Below are 15,836 nucleotides of genomic sequence, written 5' to 3'. Positions count from 1 at the left end.
ACTTTGCCACGCAATGAGTGCGGACGGCCGATCCATGTGGACTGGGCTTTTAGTGTCGCAAGGGCCAGGTCTCTGCGAACTCAATCCAGCGCGTACTTGATTTTCATGGCCGCGCGGACTTCCTCCATGGTCTGCTGGGCCAGCGCACGGCCCTGGCGTGTTCCCTCGATTATGATTTCGCGCACGAGTTGTGGTTTGGCTGCGAATTCGGCTCGGCGTGTACGGATTGGATCAAGAAAGGCAGTCAGGACTTTGAACAGACTTTCCTTTACTTCGACGTCGCCAACCGTCCCCTTGCGATAGCGATCCTTCAGGTCCTCCACTTCGGCCTTATCGGTGTTGAACACGTCGTGATAGGTGAAGACCGGATTGCCCTCGACATGGCCAGGATCGGTAGGATGGATACGGGTTGGATCGGTGAACATCGACATGACGCGCTTGCGCAGCTGCTCCGGCGAATCGCCGAGGTAGATGCAGTTGCCCACCGACTTTGACATCTTGGCACCACCGTCCGTACCGGGAAGGCGAGCAACCGTGCCGAGCATCGCGCGCGGTTCGACCAGGATCTTCTTGTAGAGGCGGTTGAATCGCCGCGCGATTTCCCTGGTCTGCTCGATCATCGGAAGCTGGTCCTCGCCCACCGGCACCAGGTCGGCTTTGAAGATGGTGATATCCGCGGCCTGCGATATCGGGTAGCTCCAGAATCCCACCGGAATTCCCTTGGTGAAATTGCGTTGCTTGATTTCCTCTTTGAGGGTCGGGTTGCGCTCGAGGGTGGCGACCGTGACCAGGTTCATAAAATAGATGGTCAGTTCCGTAAGCTCGGGCACCATTGATTGCACGACGATCTTGACCTTGTGCGGGTCCAGCCCGACCGCAAGATAGTCGAGCGTCACTTCCAACACGTTCGCTTCGAGCATTTCGGGCCGCTCGAAGTTGTCAGTGAGAGCCTGGACATCCGCGATCAGGATGAAGGTGTCGTATTCATCCTGCAGCCGCACGCGGTTCTGAAGAGAACCGACGTAGTGCCCCAGGTGGAGCGGGCTGGTGGGTCGGTCGCCGGTAAGGATTCGTTTCGGCATGGGTTCGGAACTTCTCTACTTGAAGAGGCTTCTCAGCGTCGTAAGGTTTTGGATGTCTTCTTTGCAGTCCGGTCCTTTGGGGGTTTCCAGACACATCGGAAGTCCCGCGAAGCGCGGATCATTCAACACCCGCCGAAATGCCTCCACTCCAAGATGGCCCTTGCCGATATGTTCGTGGCGATCGACTCGGGAGTGGAAGGGCTTCAGCGAATCATTGAGATGGAAAGCTACCACCTTGCCGACGCCGATACATTCATCGAGTTCGCCCATGGTTTGCGCATAACCCTGGTCATCGCGCAGCTCGTAGCCGGCCGCGAACGCGTGTTCGGTATCGAAACACAGCCGCAGGCGTTCGCTATGGTGCACAGCATCGAAAATCTGAGCCATCTGACGAAACGAATAGCCCAGGTTACTTCCCTGTCCGGCGGTGATTTCGAGCGCGACCTGCGCCTTGAAGCCCTTGCAGACGGTGTGCACTTCATCCAGTGATTTTGCGATGGTGCGGATGCCTGCCTTCTCGCCGGAGCCGACGTGCGAGCCGGGATGCGCAACCAGGTAAGGGACACCGAGCGCTTCGCAGCGTTCGAGTTCATCGATAAATCCCGCCACCGAGCGCTTGCGCAATCTTTTGTCTGGCGCGCCCAGGTTCAGGAGGTACGAGTCGTGAGCAATAACCACGGCAATGCCTGTTTCCTTCTGGTTGTGCCTGAATGAGGCGATTTCTTCTTGGGAATAAGGCTTTGCTGCCCACTGTCGTGATGACTTGGTGAAAATCTGAATGCATTCGCATCCGGCGAGTTTGCCGCGCGTCAAGGCCTCGCCGACCGCACCGGCGATCGACATGTGCGCCCCGAGCAATGGGCGATGGGCGTCAGGCATTCGTACCGCCCGCTGCGCTCACGATTTGCCAAGGATACGCGAGGCCCGCGTCGGAAAGAAGCGACCCGCTCTTGCTCGGGCGGTGCAACGGCGGCTATTCGTAATCTCGTGCGAAGGTTGACTCGATGGGTCGCGATCACGGGAACGCTGGCGCTGGGAATGGCGGGATGCGTCAAGGCCATGCAAATGCCCGCGCAGGCCACCTATACCGAGATTCAGGCGTCGGGCGTCGCGGCCAGGCCGCCGGATTGCGACATCAAAGTTTTAAGACACGAGCCTCTCACGGAATATCGGAAGGTCGGCATCATCGAGGGCACCGGTAACGTCTACGCGAGCGAAGAGGATGTCCTGCCGGCCGTCAAACGTAAGGCCTGTGAGACGGGAGCCGACGCGATCGTCATTCTGGCCAGCAAGTCGCAGACGACCGAGAGTCTGGTCGGCTATTACATCAACGCGGTCGCGATTGTATACGGCAAGAATTCCAACATTCCGATCAGCCCCCACATCTCGCACTAGATCCGTGAATTGAACGCCTTCCGGGCGCGCAGGGTCGCGTTGCTGGTGTAATCCGCGCATGATAATGGCGTACGCGCGTGGCCAAGCGAACCATAAAGTCAATTGGGCTGGTAGTTAAGCGCAATCAGACCGAGGCGGTTGCGATCGCGAAAAAACTCGCGCAACACATCCGCTCCAAGCGGATTCTGGCGCTCGCGGAACCGGAAATCGCTGCGCGCATCGATGCGAAGGCAGTGTCGCGCGAGGAGCTGGCCGAGCGTGCGGACTTTGTCGTAGTGCTCGGAGGTGATGGGACGCTGCTCGGCGTCGCGCGCGTTAGTGCCGCTCGGGGCACGCCGATTCTCGGTGTAAACCTCGGCGGATTGGGCTTTCTCACGCAAGTCACGGTCGAAGAAGCGCAGCAGGCTGTCGATCGGGTTCTCAAGGGAAACTACGAGGTTGATCACCGGATAACCCTGGAGGTCGTTGTCGAGCGCGCGAGCAAAGACCTGCGGCGCATGGATCGCTTCATCGCGGTTAATGATGTAGCGCTCAACCGCGGCCCGCTGGGCCGGATGCTCCAGCTCGAGGTGCACGCAAACGAGCAGCCGTTCTGCACTTATCGCGCCGATGGGTTGATCATCGCGACGCCGACCGGCTCCACCGCCTACGCGCTGAGCGCCGGCGGCCCCATCGTGTTCCCGACCTTGGGGGTCATGGTTCTGGCACCGATTTGCCCGCATACCCTCTCGAACCGTCCTATCGTGCTGCCTGATTCCACTGAACTCGAGGTCCGCGTGAACGTATCGGATCACGACGCGACCCTGACAGTCGACGGGCAGGAGTCATCGATGGTCGGTGCAGAGGATTGCATTCGCATCAAACGCGGTCCGCACGGTGTCTCGCTGGTGCGGTCCGAGCATGGATACTTCGAGGTGTGGCGGAACAAGCTGCGCTGGGGCTGAAGCGGCGATGCTGCACGAGCTCAGGATCCACAATTTCGCGATCATCCAGGAAGCAACGCTCGAATTTGGTCCGGGGCTGAATATCCTGTCCGGCGAGACGGGCGCCGGTAAGACTATCGTTCTAACCGCGCTCGGGTTACTGCTGGGCGGGCGAGGCTCCCCGGACATGATCCGCTCGGGCGAGATGGACGCGACGGTCGAAGCGATGTTTGCGCTGGAAGGCGAGGCCGCGCTTGAGGGGTTTCCGGATCGCGACTTGGCGCAGCGCGAACTCCTGGTGCGTAGAGTTATCGCGGAAGGTGGACGATCGAGGGTTACCATCGACGGCGACCTGGCCACCGTGCAGAACCTGGGACGCATCGGCGCGGCGCTCGTACAGGTCTATGGTCAGCACGAACAGCAATCACTGCTGCGTCCGGAGAGTCATCGCGAAATCCTGGACCGCTACGCGCAGCTTAAACCAGAGCTTTCCAAGTATCGCCAAGCGTGGGATAGGGCGACCAGTTTGCAGGCGCGCCTGGATGAATTGAACCGGCGGGAGCGCGAGCGCGCCGATCTGCTCGATCTCGCGCGGTTTCGCATTTCGGAGCTGGAGAAGGCCGCACTCGGAGCGGGAGAGGACGAGGCCCTGGCCGCCGAAAGAAGTGTCTTGGCGAATGCGACCAAACTCGCACGGGCGGCGAGCGAGGCGGAAGCGATGCTCTACGGCGCCGAAGGTGCGGCGGTCGACGCGGTCGGCGGCGCGCAAGCGTGCCTGGTCGAAGCCGAGCGGCTCGATGCAAAGCTTAAGGAACCCCTCGAGATGATTCGCGCCGCGCGTATCAACCTCGAGGAGGCCGCACACATGCTGTCCGGATACGCGCAAAAGATCGAAGCAGATCCGGCCCGCCTGGAGCAGGTCGAAGCACGAATCCAGGAACTCAACCAGCTAAAGCGCAAGTACGGCGGTTCGCTCGGAAGCGTGATCGCAACCCTGGAACGCTCACGCATAGAAATCGCCGAGCTGGAGGGGGTCACCGAGTCGAAGGCGCAGGCGCAACGCGAACTGACGGAGGCGCTTGAGGGACTCGTCGAGCGGGCGGTCCAGCTGACCGCACATCGCAAACAAGCGGCGGCGGATTTAGAACGCCGGATGGAAGCTGAATTGAAGACGCTTGGAATGCGCGCGCCCGTCTTCGAACCGCGACTGGGCGTGCTGAACGGGGAAGAAGGCTCCTTCACGCATCGCGAAATTGCACTCGGTCCGGCAGGTGCCGACACAGTGGAATACTACATCGCGCCTAATCTCGGGCAGCCTGCAATGCCGCTCGCGCGGATTGCGTCGGGCGGAGAGCTGTCGCGCGTGATGCTCGCATTGAAACGGTTGGAAGCACAGAGGCGCGGAATAGCGAGCATGATTTTTGACGAAGTTGATGCGGGAATCGGCGGTGCGGTCGCCACCGTGGTCGGGCGCAAACTCAAGCAGCTCGCGAAATTTCATCAGATTCTGTGCGTAACCCATCTCCCGCAAATCGCCGCGTTCGCGGATCGCCATTTCGTAGTTGAAAAGGAGGAGCGCCGCGGCTCAACTAGGAGCAGGGTCACACTGCTCGACGAAGAGCGCCGCGCGCATGAGATTGCGCGCATGCTCGGAGGCGAAGGGAGCAGTGATAAATTCCTGCGCGCCGCCAGAGAACTGCTAGAGCGCGCACAAGACAAGAAAGAGCTTCAGACCGGAGAAGGGGGCGGAAGGTAACGCCCGCGATTAGCTCTTTGCGGATGAGCGTAGTTCGCGCCCCTGTTGTTTGAGCTTCTCGCTGCTGCTTTGCGGGTAGCCGACGCCCGCGGGAAGGTCCGGGCGCACGATCTGGATTGGATCGAGCAGGTTGCCCACGTAGCCCAGCGCGTATGCACCGCGTTGATAACCCATCAGTCGGAGCAGTTCCACCGGCAGGGTGCGCGCGATTTCCAGCGGCACGGCGAGATATTGATTCTCTTCCTGACGCAGCCACGAGAGGTTGTAGGTGATGTTGATTCCGACGCGCGTGTCGCCGGAACGATTGGCGCCGCCGCCGTGATAGACGCTGCCGCTGTAAAAGAGGACCGAGCCTTTGGTCATCTCGGCAGCAACGGTGTCGTCCTCTTTGAAGCGCAGTTTGTCATCAAATCGATTGCTTCCGCGAATTACCCGGGTGGCGCCGTTCAGTGCGGTGAAGTCGCTCATCGCCCAGATCGTATTGCACTGGACTTCGAACCCTCGTGGAAACCTGAAGAAGTCGAATGCCCATTGGTCCCGGTGGATAGCCTGCGCCGGTTCGCCCGGGCCGATAGCGATCACTTGGGTGAGATGAAGCTGAAAGCTGGTCGCGTGGGCGAGAAATTTCTTGCAGGTACCCAGCGCCAGCGGATGCATCACCAGTTCGCGGCATTTCTGCGAACGCGCGACCAGAGCGCCGGTCCGCCGCGTATTCTTGCCGGAAAAGGAGTCAGGGCCGGGACTGGTTCGGTCGATCCAGGGCGTTAGCTCCGCGTTTAGTTCATCGATGAAGCCGGGCGCGATGACCGAATCGACAATCACGGCGCCATCCGCGCTCAAAGCGGCGGCGACGTCATCGCCGGAGCATGATGCGGGCAGATGCTGTATCGTTTCCTGTTCCATCTCGAATTACCAGCTCGTAGTCTACGCCACCTGCGCACTTAAAGGGTACGCTAAGCTCTAGCCTTGAGGGCACATTTCGCGCCGGTGTCAAATCCTCCGGACGGCAAATTACGCCGGTGCAGGGTTACGTCTGTGCGTGTACATCGTACGGGCTAAAGTCGTGGTCGCCTTCCGAAGAGCAGAGTCCCCCGCCGCGGCTGGGACGACAGAGAGATTCTCAGCAGAGCTTGATTCAACGGGAGGTCGAAACGATTTGAAAGGCGCGTTCTGGCGTGTTTCAAAATCCCAGCGAGCACCCGTGCTCGGAATGAACCCTCGTCTCCCGCCAAGAATGTGTGGCATCGCTCCGGTTTTGTGGGAGCAGCGGAAGGTGCGCGCTTGGCCAGTAGAGTCACTAAAAACCGGCTTCACGCCATGTCTTGGGTTTTCTCATAGAATCACGGTCTTTTCTGTCAACGACGAGTCATTTCCTTGGTTTTTCTGAGACTCGGCGGGAAGGTCATTACACCAAAGTAGGATATACCGAGCACTCGCGGATTGGCATCGTAGAGCGCAAGCAGCGGTGTTAAGCTGGTCCGCGACTATTTCGCGAAATAATTCCCAGCAGTTATCAGTGCTAACGTGAGTCGATCCAACGAATTCTACAATCGTCCCGTCGCCGACCTCTCTCTTGTAAGCTGCCACAATTGCGATCTTTTGCAGCGCCTTCCGCCTCTGGCATCGGGTGGCTCAGCACGCTGTCCGCGTTGCAATGAAGAAATCCGTCGTCGTCGCGAGGATTCGCTGCATCGGACGCTCGCGCTCGCGATCGCGGCAGCGCTGCTCTACGTCGTCGCAAACTCGGTTCCGATGCTTGGGCTGACCGTAGTCGGCAGGGAGGCATCGACGACGGTGTTCGGCGGCGCCATGCAGCTGTGGGCCGACAGACGCGACACCGTCTCCGCGCTGGTGCTCTTCACCGCGATGATCGCTCCCGCACTGCAAATCGGTTTCATGCTGGCCATCGTTCTGGGAGCATTGCGCGAATCACCACGCCGCTGGGTCGGGGTTCTGTTACGGCACCATCGTCTTACGAGGATCTGGAGCATGATCGAGGTAATGATGCTGGGCGTACTCGTTGCGCTGACCAAAATCGCAGACTATGCGACCGTGGTGCCCGGGCTCGCCCTGTTTGTGCTAGGGGCCCTGGTGTTTGTGCTGGCGGCCATGCAGTCCGGGTTCGATCCTGACGAAGTATGGGAACGGATCGAGTGGGCGGCCGATGCGGACGTGGCTAGCGAGGCGGCAGGAACGGTGTTGCCGCAGGCGTAGGCATGAGCGCCGCCCCCAGCACCGCGATGCAACATGGGCTGCAAAACTGCGGCGCGTGCGGACTGCTTTCGCTGCCCGCGCCGGGCGTGGAGAAAGGGCACTGCCCCCGGTGCGCGGAACCGGTCGCTTTTCGCAAGCGCGATAGCATCCAGCGGACCTGGGCCTTCGTGATCGCCGCGGCGATCTGCTACATCCCGGCCAACGTTCTCCCGGTTTTGACCACTACCACCGCTACTGGCACCGATTCCGACACGATCTTGCAGGGGGTGATATTGCTGTGGTCGCCGACCGGGTGGCCGTTGTCGCTGATCGTCCTGATCGCAAGCATCATCATCCCGAGCGCGAAGATCGCCGTGATGGCGTATTTGCTCGTCACCGTGCAACGCGGTTCGATCCGGAATAACGAACAGCGCATAAGGCTCTTTCGAACCGTCGAATTCATCGGGCGGTGGTCGATGGTGGATGTTTTCGTCGACACCTTCACGGCGGCCTTGGTGCAGCTTCAGCCGCTGATGTCAGTTGAGCCGGGGCCCGGATTGTTTTTCTTCGCGATGGTCGTGGTGCTGACGATGCTGGCGGTCGAGTCTTTCGATCCCCGCCTGATTTGGGACGCGGCCAGCGAACAAGGAGTTCATTATGGCTGATGAGCGCACAACGCTCCCTAGCGTACCGCAATCGAGAGGCGTGTCGCGCAAGCGGACCCGGCTCTCGGTGGTTTGGATTATCCCGATTGTGGCGGCGGCTATCGGGGTCTGGGTTGCGGTTACAAGAATTCTGAGCGAGGGTCCGGAAATTACCATCACATTCGTATCCGCCGAGGGACTCGAAGCAGGTAAAACCAAGATCAGCTACAAGGGTGTCGACGTCGGCACCATCACCAAGATTCGTCTCTCCGAAGACCACATGCGCGTCATCGCTAACGCCCAGATGGCGCCGAAAACCGAGGACTTTCTCAGCGACGATACGCAGTTCTGGGTGGTAAGGCCGCGCATTTCGGGGGCAAACGTTACCGGACTCGGCACGCTGATCTCCGGCTCCTACATCGGGATGGAGATCGGGAACTCCAAGGTGAGCAAACGCGAGTTCATCGCACTGGACACGCCGCCGGTGGTGACCGAAGGCGTGCCAGGCCGATTCTTCGTGCTCAAAACGTCGAGCCTGGGTTCGCTCGACATCGGTACGCCGCTGTTCTTTCGTCATCTGCAGGTCGGCCAAATCGCCTCGTACAACCTCGACAAAAGCGGCAGGAATTTCACCATCCGGGTCTTCGTCAAGGCTCCTTACGATCAGTACGTCAATCCGAACACGCGATTCTGGCAGGCGAGCGGGATAGATGTGCAGCTATCGGCCAGTGGGCTCACCGTAAGGACCGAGTCGCTCCTCTCGATCCTGATAGGCGGGGTCGCGTTCGAGACTCCAGTTGATTCCGAGGTCTTGTCTCCGGCCGACGCCGAGACAGTTTTTACTCTGTACTACAGCCGCGCGGAGGCGTACGAGCCTCCGCCCCAACACCCGCAAACCTATCAAGTGATCTTCAAGGAGTCGGTAAGGGGACTCCTTCCCGGCGCACCAGTCGAGTTTCGGGGCATCAAGATCGGCCAGGTGACCGACGTTCGCGCCCAGATCGATTTTAAAACCGCGCAATTCTCGATCCCGGTAACGATCGAGCTTGATCCAGTGCGGCTGGGCGTTCAGGTCATCAGTCAGGCGCCGCCGGCCGAACTGGAAGCTGCGCGGCGCAGGTTGATCGATAGCTTGGTTGCGCATGGGGTGCGGGCGCAACTTCGATCCGGGAATCTGCTGACCGGCGCCTCGCTGGTCGCATTCGATTTCTTCCCGGGCGCGAGGCCGGTAAGCGTGGACTGGTCGCAGAGACCAGTCCAGCTGCCGACCATACCGGGTGACCTGCAGACCACTGAGCGGAAGGTCGAAGATATCGTGGACAAGGTTGACCAGATGCCGTTTACCGAGATCGGAAACGAGCTCAAAAATGCGCTGGGCCAATTGAACCTCACTCTGGTCAGCGCGCGCGGGACGTTGAACACTGCTGACACGATGATTTCGCCCGATTCAGCGCAAGCCCAGGAGCTGAGCAGCACGCTGATGGAGATCAGCCGCATGGCGCGATCGCTGCGAGTGCTTGCGGACTACCTCGAGCAACATCCGGAAGCGCTCATTCGCGGCAAGCCGGGGGAGCCAAAGTGATGATGACGAGAACCATGGTTACACCCGCCACAGGAACCGTCGCGCCCACCTGTTTAGCACAAAAGGCGGCGCTGGCCGCCGCCCTCTGTATTATGGTGAGTGCCTTGATGGCAGTCACGGGATGCACGTCGGCACCGCCCAAATTCTATTCGCTAAGCTCGACGTCGACGCCCATTGGGCTAGCGCCGGCAAACCTGGCGGTGCTGGTCGGACCGATTTCGATCCCGGCTGGGGTGGACCGGCCGGAATTCGTGGTCCAGGACGGCGGAAACAAGGTGGATATCGAGGAATTCAACCGCTGGTCGGCGCCGCTTAACGACAGCATCGCCAAGGTGGTGGCCGGAGACCTTTCGGCGCTGTTGGGCACGCCCGACGTGGCGACTGCGCCCCTGGCCAATTTCAACGCGGCCTATCGAGTCACGATCGATGTTCAGCGCTTCGACTCGATTCGCGGTCAGGGTGCAGTGCTCGATGCGGTTTGGGTAGTGCGCAAAGCCAACGGCGCCACCCAAACGGGCCGCACGGTGGCACACGAAACCGTACAGGGAGACAGCTTCGATGCGCTCGCCGCCGCGCACAGCCGCGCCCTGGCCAGGATGAGTGCCGACATCGCAACGGCGATACGCGCCGAGGATTCGCAAACCGCGGAGCAGAAATCCGCAGAGTCCGCGGGCTAGAGGATCCCGCTACTCCGCAGGCCCGCCTCCGAATACTCGCAGGGTCGCCGCTAGCGTTTCGGCTCCGCGCTCAGACCGATAGTTCTGGCGGTTTCGGGGGGCAAGCCGCTGGGATCCATCAGCATGTTGAACAACTTCAAATTGTGGGTGTGGGCCAGCTGATGGAGTGCGAACGAGGTCTGCATCGCGTTGGTGCGCCCCTGGACGTCTTCCATCGCGTTCACTGATTCCTTTGCCAGCTTCAGGGCGAACATCGGCTTGGTCGCGATCTTCTTCGCCATCGCGAGCGCGGCTTCCTGCAGCTGGTCAAGCGGCACCAGGTGGTTGATCATGCCCAATCGATGCGCCTCTGCCGCGCTCATCCACTCTCCGGTGAACAGAAACTCCTTGGCCTTGCGCGCGCCCATTTCCCACGGATGGGCGAAATACTCAACCCCTCCAACGCCGAAGCTGACCGCATGATCGACGAACTGAGCATCTTCACTGGCAATGATGATGTCGCATGGCCAGATGAGCATCAGTCCGCCCATGATGCAGCGGCCCTGCACGGCCGCGATGGTGGGTTTGGGAATATTGCGCCACCGCTCGCTAAGACCGAGATAGAGCTCCTTCTCGCGGGACATCTGCGCCTCGGCGCCGGCGCATGCGAAGCCGCACCACGTGCCGACGGTCTTGTGGTTGCGCAAGGCTTCGACACCGTTGCGTTCGCGCAGATCATGTCCCGAAGAAAAATGGGGTCCATTGGCGGCCAGAACGATCACTTTGATGTCGTCGTCCTGCGCCGCGACATCAAAGGCGTCGTTGAGCTCGTAGAGAAAGTGAGTGTCCTGCGAATTTCGGGTCTGGACCCGGTTGAGGACGATGCGGGCAACGTGCTCGGCCGGGGTTTCGTAAACGATGTGGTCGAAAGTCTTCATCGCTCTGCCTCCTTGATGGACGGTTCATCGTTTCCAAGTGACATAGGAGGCCAGCTCGCAGCAACTCACCGACAAAAGCGAGAAGACGCCGAGGTTTAGCAGAGCGAGTCGAAGGCGATGGGGAGCGGCGACTGGGTTTTGCGTAGGAACCTTCGCTTGTGGTGGGGGTCGTCAGTTTGCGGAATGCGAGGATTCCAGCGCTGCGATTGACTCCACCAGAAGGTTCGGATTAGCTGAAAAGCCCGATGCGGTGGGGCTGTAGCTCAGTTTGGGAGAGCGCCTGAATGGCATTCAGGAGGTCGCGCGTTCGATCCGCGTCAGCTCCACCAATAGGATCAAGGGTTTTTTCGCCATTCCGACCCTCCTACGGCTCGTCTGACACCTACATTTGACACCCACCAGCCCTGAAAACGGGCCATTTCAGGTCCTCGGCTTGGCGATCCGGGTAGGCCCCTGAACTACCGATTCTTGTTGATCGACGCGACTCCAATGCTGCCGGGAGCGTTCAGGCGAAATCTGCCGCGACTTTGGTGGAAGCGCGCCTCCTCAAAAAGCGCGTGATTCCATTGGCTTTTTCGATGTCAATTAATCCCTCACCAACGGGTTCTCCCGAATATCCCAATAAATCCGCGACATTTTCGATGTTTTCAACCCACGCTGGACGAAAAGAGGCCTGGGCGGCGCGCATTGACGCCAAGCCTGGCTGTGAGCCTCCGCGCCGCCCCGAGCGGACCGGTTAATCGTTTGTCTCCACCGCGGGGGAAAAACCGAAAAAATAATTCCCCGGCAGAAATTCCCGGGTATTTTTATTTCCCCGCATTTCACCGATTTTTCCGCGATTTTGGCACGCGTGCCGCACCCCGGAAAAAATGCCTTTCCGCTACATCGCGGGAATTTCGTACAGGGAGCGATTAGCAGCCTGATAATCACGGTGCGGGTTGTATCCACCCCTCGTTTCGCCGTATTTGCCATAAATTTGATAATCATTCCTGCTTGCGTCTTTGTGGTCGCCGCAGGGTGGTACCGCGACTGTATCGCGCGTCCTTTTTCTCGCTCGGAAAGTGGGCGGGACCACGGGTGGACGGTCGCTCCGCCTCTCAAATCAAACCTTTGCGATGCGCGCTGAAACGAGTTTAGTCTGGACCGTCTTGCGAGCGAGGGGGCTTTGGAAACCACAATGCGCTGTTCGAAGTGCGGAGCTGAAAATCCGGACCGGGCGAAATTCTGCGAGGAATGTGCCTCTCCGTTCACGCGTCGATGTCTGTCATGCGGCTCAGAGAATTCGCCAACGGCGAAGTTCTGCATCGAGTGCGCGAAGCCGCTGAAAGCGGAAACTGTCCAAGCTGCGCCAAGTGCCAGCAGTGGGCGGCAACAAGGAGGCGGTGAACGGCGACATCTCACGGTCGTCTTCTCCGACCTGGTGAACTCGACTGCAATCGCCGCTCATCTGGATCCTGAGGAGTGGCGTGAGATCCTGGCCTGGTATCATCGAGTCATGGGCGACGCGGTTGCTCAATTCGGCGGCGAGGTTGCGCAATACCTCGGTGACGGGGTGTTGGCTTTCTTCGGCTATCCGCAAGCGCATGACGATGACGCCGAGCGCGCGGTCCGTGCCAGTCTCGCGATCCTCGACGCGATCTCCGAAACCAACCACGCGCCTGCCGGAAATCACAAGGTTGAGCTCGCCGTACGGGTCGGCGTTCATAGCGGGCAAGTGGTGCTGGATGAAGGGCGACAGGGGATCAGCGCATTCGGCGACGTGCCCAACATCGCGTCCCGCGTGCAGACGGCCGCCGCGCCGAACACAATCTTGATAACCGCCTCGGTGCTTCAACTCGTATCCGGGTTGTTCGTGGTTGAAGATGGTGGGACACAAACCCTCAAAGGCGTGCCCGAACCGGTTCAACTCTACGGCGTGTTGCGCTCGAGCGGGGTCCGCGGGCGTCTGCGTACTTCAGCTTCGCGCGGCCTGACACCATTCGTCGGCCGCAATGATGAGCTGCGCTTGCTGATGAATCGATGGGAACTGGCGCGCGAGGGTGAGGGTCAGGTGGTATTGATCACAGGCGAGGCGGGCATCGGCAAGTCGCGCCTGGTGCGACGGTTTCAAGAGCGGCTGTCCGGTTCGTCGCACAGGTGGATCCAGACAGAATTTTCGCCCTATTTGCAGCAAACCACTTTTGCATCGACTTCCGACGTGATCCGCCAGGGTTTCGACTGGCGTGGCACTGAGTCGGTCGCGGAGAAGCTTGATCGGCTCGACGAGAACATCGCCTTGGCCGGACTGAAGCCCGCCGAGGCGGTGCCGTTGATCGCGCCGCTGCTGAATCTGCCGGTGGCCGACAAGTACCCCCCACTGCTGCTCTCGCCCGGGCAGCAACGCAAGCGGCTGCTCGCCACGCTCATCGGGTTGCTTTTCGGCACGACACGTGCCCAGCCCCTCGTTTTGGTGCTGGAAGACCTCCAGTGGTCTGACCCCTCGAGCCTCGAGCTTCAGCAATTGACCGTCGAACAGAACGCGACTGTGCCGATGTTGCTGCTGTATACGGCGCGGCCGGAGTTCCGCGCGTCCTGGCCGATGCGTGCCCATCACACGCAGATCACGCTCAACCGCCTGAGCCGCTCGCAGATGCGCGAGATGGTTACGCGAGTCGCCGCCCTCGAGGTGCTTCCTAAGGATGTGCTCGATTCCGTGGTCGAACGCACCGATGGCGTCCCGCTGTTCGCAGAGGAACTGACGCTTGCGGTGCTGGAGGGCGGCAGTGCTGAGGCCGTGCGCGCGATTCCGGCGACCCTGCAAGACTCGCTGATGGCGCGGCTCGACCGTCTGGGGCCCGCCAAAGACGTAGCACAAGTCGCTTCTGTGATAGGTCGCGAGTTCTCCTACGAACTGCTCCACGCAGTCTCGCCAATGGCTGAAGACGAGTTGCAGTCGGCGCTCACCAGGCTCGGCGAAGCGGAATTGGTCTACACGCGTGGGATTCCGCCCGAGGCTAGCTACCAGTTCAAGCATGCACTCGTGCAAGATGCTGCTTACGAAGCGCTGCTAAAGAGCCGCCGAAGGCAATTGCATCGCCGCGTTGCCGAGACGCTTGCCGAAAAGTTCCCGGAGGCCGCAGTTACGCGACCAGAACTCCTCGCCTTGCATTGGACTGAGGCGGGGGCCGCAGAGCCTGCCATTGCGGCCTGGCGAAAAGCGGGAAGGCAAGCGCTGCGACGATTCGCCAATGCCGAAGCACTGGCCGATTTCGCCAGGGCACTCGAGGTCCTGAACAACCTGCCCGAGAGCGTCGGCCGAGACGGAGAGGAGCTCGGCCTTCAGATGCTGTTGACGACTCCGCTGATTGCGACAAAGGGCTATACCTCGCCTGAAGTCGAGAAAGCCTACTATCGCGCCAGAGATCTCAGCCAGCGGACCGATGATACCCCGCATCTCTCTTCGATTTTGGGAGGTTTGACTTCCATCTACATCAATCGCAGAGAGCTGCCAACGGCTTTGGAACTCGCGAACCAAATGTTGAGCTTGGCAGAAAGAAAGGAGGACCCGGTCGGGCTGGTTTGGTCCCACCATGCATTAGGGGTGATTTTTGGAGACTTAAGTGACTTCTTGTCATCACGTAACCACTTTGAAAAAAGCATTGCTCACTACAACTTTCAGGCGCGACGGTCTTATGGTTGGGTTCAGGATCCTGGAGCATGCGGATTGAGCCGGTTGGCCGGTGTTCTTCATGCGCTTGGCTATCCTGAGCAGGCTTTCGAGAAGCACCGCCAGGCGATGGATTGGGCGCGAAGGCTCGGCGACCCGTACACTCTCCAGTGGGTCCTAAACGACGCCAGTCATCTGCACTTGCTACGCGGCGAATTCCAATCGGCGATAGAAGCGTCAGAAGAGGGGATTGCAATCTGTAGGATGCGTGGGTTCCAGTCTGCGTTGCTCGCAGCGATTGCACTCAGAGCATTGGCATTGGCGCACGTTGGTCGGAATGACGAGGGGATCGCGCAGATACTTCAGATATGGGACAGGGCGGAAGGCAAGAGAGATAGAGGTTTCTACTACATCTCATTTTTGGCCGCTGAGGCGTACTGGAAGTCTGGGCAAGCTATCCAAGGGCTCAAGGCGCTCGCAGATGCGCAAGCCCCTTGGAACGAGGTTAGGCTTCAGGCGGGGAGATTGCGACTCAAAGCGAATTTGCTCGTGCTACTCGAAGATGCCGCGAGGGTGTCGGAGGCTGAGCAGCTCTTCCGTTCGGCGATTCAGATCGAACGCAATTGCGCGGCGAAGTGGCCCGAGCTCCTGTCAACTACCGCTCTGGCACGATTGCTGCGCGACACCGGCCGCCCTGGCGAGGCGCGCACGATGCTCGCCGAGATCTACAACTGGTTCACCGAGGGCTTCGACACCGCTGACCTAAAAGATGCCAAGGCGCTGCTCGACGAGTTGAACTGACGGAGCACTGAATCCAGTACAAAGAGAAAGGTTGTGACTGCTAGCGATACTCCTGCTGAATGGACCGCGTACGACTTGATACTGGGACTAAAGGGCGGGGTGGCTCGTCTCCCGCGCGCTTCACGTGGCTTGAGTGGTCGATTTGGCGAATCGTCTCTTTAGAGCGTTTGATCAAGAAGGCTTCGAAGACCTGAATTGCGGAATCGAGGGTCAGAACAGC

Annotated in this window: 13 protein-coding genes and 1 tRNA gene; 9 read left to right on the top strand and 5 right to left on the bottom strand. The window is 60.0% G+C overall.

The features are described 5' to 3' along the window. Positions 1-80: 80 nt before the first annotated feature. Positions 81-1,082: a tryptophan--tRNA ligase gene (gene trpS / locus VGI36_16590; protein HEY2486766.1), complete on the bottom strand. Its 1,002-nt coding sequence runs from the start codon at positions 1,080-1,082 to the stop codon at positions 81-83. Positions 1,083-1,097: 15 nt separating this feature from the next. Beyond that, a complete protein-coding gene (locus VGI36_16585; protein ID HEY2486765.1) occupies positions 1,098-1,961 on the bottom strand; it encodes a deoxyribonuclease IV in 864 nt (287 codons plus the stop codon). Positions 1,962-2,069: 108 nt separating this feature from the next. Between VGI36_16585 and VGI36_16580 the strand changes: the two genes are divergently transcribed. From VGI36_16580 to recN, 3 genes are all read left to right on the top strand, one after another. Next, positions 2,070-2,477, top strand: a complete 408-nt coding sequence (locus VGI36_16580; GenBank protein ID HEY2486764.1) for a hypothetical protein — start codon at positions 2,070-2,072, stop codon at positions 2,475-2,477. 77 nt (positions 2,478-2,554) lie between these two features. Continuing rightward, complete coding sequence (locus VGI36_16575) at positions 2,555-3,421, top strand: NAD(+)/NADH kinase (protein HEY2486763.1); 867 nt, start codon at positions 2,555-2,557, stop codon at positions 3,419-3,421. Positions 3,422-3,428: 7 nt separating this feature from the next. After that, complete coding sequence (gene recN, locus VGI36_16570) at positions 3,429-5,156, top strand: DNA repair protein RecN (GenBank protein HEY2486762.1); 1,728 nt, start codon at positions 3,429-3,431, stop codon at positions 5,154-5,156. Positions 5,157-5,165: 9 nt separating this feature from the next. Here the strand turns inward: recN and VGI36_16565 are convergent, their stop codons facing one another. Further along, positions 5,166-6,059, bottom strand: a complete 894-nt coding sequence (locus VGI36_16565) for a phytanoyl-CoA dioxygenase family protein (protein HEY2486761.1) — start codon at positions 6,057-6,059, stop codon at positions 5,166-5,168. 621 nt (positions 6,060-6,680) lie between these two features. Here VGI36_16565 and VGI36_16560 point away from each other — a divergent pair. The 4 genes from VGI36_16560 to VGI36_16545 are packed head-to-tail and all read left to right on the top strand — an operon-like array spanning position 6,681 to position 10,252. Continuing rightward, positions 6,681-7,370: a paraquat-inducible protein A gene (locus VGI36_16560; GenBank protein HEY2486760.1), complete on the top strand. Its 690-nt coding sequence runs from the start codon at positions 6,681-6,683 to the stop codon at positions 7,368-7,370. Between the two features lie 2 nt (positions 7,371-7,372). Continuing rightward, the gene (locus VGI36_16555) at positions 7,373-8,014 is read left to right on the top strand and encodes a paraquat-inducible protein A (protein HEY2486759.1); all 642 of its coding nucleotides are present in this window, start codon (positions 7,373-7,375) and stop codon (positions 8,012-8,014) included. After that, positions 8,007-9,575 carry an MlaD family protein gene (locus tag VGI36_16550; GenBank protein ID HEY2486758.1) on the top strand — a complete coding sequence of 523 codons (1,569 nt, stop codon included), beginning with the start codon at positions 8,007-8,009 and terminating at the stop codon, positions 9,573-9,575. The genes VGI36_16555 and VGI36_16550 overlap by 8 nt, the downstream gene beginning before the upstream one ends. After that, entirely contained in the window at positions 9,575-10,252 is a 678-nt protein-coding gene (locus tag VGI36_16545) for a PqiC family protein (protein HEY2486757.1), read from the top strand. The genes VGI36_16550 and VGI36_16545 overlap by 1 nt, the downstream gene beginning before the upstream one ends. Positions 10,253-10,302: 50 nt before the next feature. Here VGI36_16545 and VGI36_16540 read toward each other — a convergent pair whose 3' ends face one another. Beyond that, complete coding sequence (locus tag VGI36_16540) at positions 10,303-11,169, bottom strand: enoyl-CoA hydratase (GenBank protein ID HEY2486756.1); 867 nt, start codon at positions 11,167-11,169, stop codon at positions 10,303-10,305. A gap of 252 nt (positions 11,170-11,421) precedes the next feature. Here VGI36_16540 and VGI36_16535 point away from each other — a divergent pair. Then, a tRNA-Ala gene (locus VGI36_16535) sits at positions 11,422-11,498 on the top strand. A gap of 176 nt (positions 11,499-11,674) precedes the next feature. Here VGI36_16535 and VGI36_16530 read toward each other — a convergent pair. Then, positions 11,675-11,866 carry a hypothetical protein gene (locus VGI36_16530; GenBank protein HEY2486755.1) on the bottom strand — a complete coding sequence of 64 codons (192 nt, stop codon included), beginning with the start codon at positions 11,864-11,866 and terminating at the stop codon, positions 11,675-11,677. 480 nt (positions 11,867-12,346) lie between these two features. Here VGI36_16530 and VGI36_16525 point away from each other — a divergent pair, with 480 nt between their 5' ends. Next, positions 12,347-15,616, top strand: coding sequence for an AAA family ATPase (locus tag VGI36_16525; GenBank protein ID HEY2486754.1), 3,270 nt, complete (start codon positions 12,347-12,349; stop codon positions 15,614-15,616). The last annotated feature ends 220 nt before the right edge of the window (positions 15,617-15,836 follow it).

This window comes from Candidatus Binataceae bacterium (genome assembly GCA_036495685.1).
Lineage (GTDB): Bacteria > Desulfobacterota > Binatia > Binatales > Binataceae > JAFAHS01.
The sequence above is the reverse complement of the archived record's forward strand: the minus strand, read 5'-3'. Positions and strand labels throughout refer to the sequence as shown.

Bases quoted from the DNA above. Each gene is read 5' to 3' on its own strand.
- VGI36_16550 (HEY2486758.1), top strand. From the start codon at position 8,007: ATGGCTGATGAGCGCACAACGCTCCCTAGCGTACCGCAATCGAGAGGC.
- trpS (HEY2486766.1), bottom strand. From the start codon at position 1,082: ATGCCGAAACGAATCCTTACCGGCGACCGACCCACCAGCCCGCTCCAC.
- VGI36_16545 (HEY2486757.1), top strand. From the start codon at position 9,575: ATGATGACGAGAACCATGGTTACACCCGCCACAGGAACCGTCGCGCCC.
- recN (HEY2486762.1), top strand. From the start codon at position 3,429: ATGCTGCACGAGCTCAGGATCCACAATTTCGCGATCATCCAGGAAGCA.
- VGI36_16565 (HEY2486761.1), bottom strand. From the start codon at position 6,059: ATGGAACAGGAAACGATACAGCATCTGCCCGCATCATGCTCCGGCGAT.
- VGI36_16525 (HEY2486754.1), top strand. From the start codon at position 12,347: ATGCGCTGTTCGAAGTGCGGAGCTGAAAATCCGGACCGGGCGAAATTC.
- VGI36_16555 (HEY2486759.1), top strand. From the start codon at position 7,373: ATGAGCGCCGCCCCCAGCACCGCGATGCAACATGGGCTGCAAAACTGC.
- VGI36_16585 (HEY2486765.1), bottom strand. From the start codon at position 1,961: ATGCCTGACGCCCATCGCCCATTGCTCGGGGCGCACATGTCGATCGCC.
- VGI36_16540 (HEY2486756.1), bottom strand. From the start codon at position 11,169: ATGAAGACTTTCGACCACATCGTTTACGAAACCCCGGCCGAGCACGTT.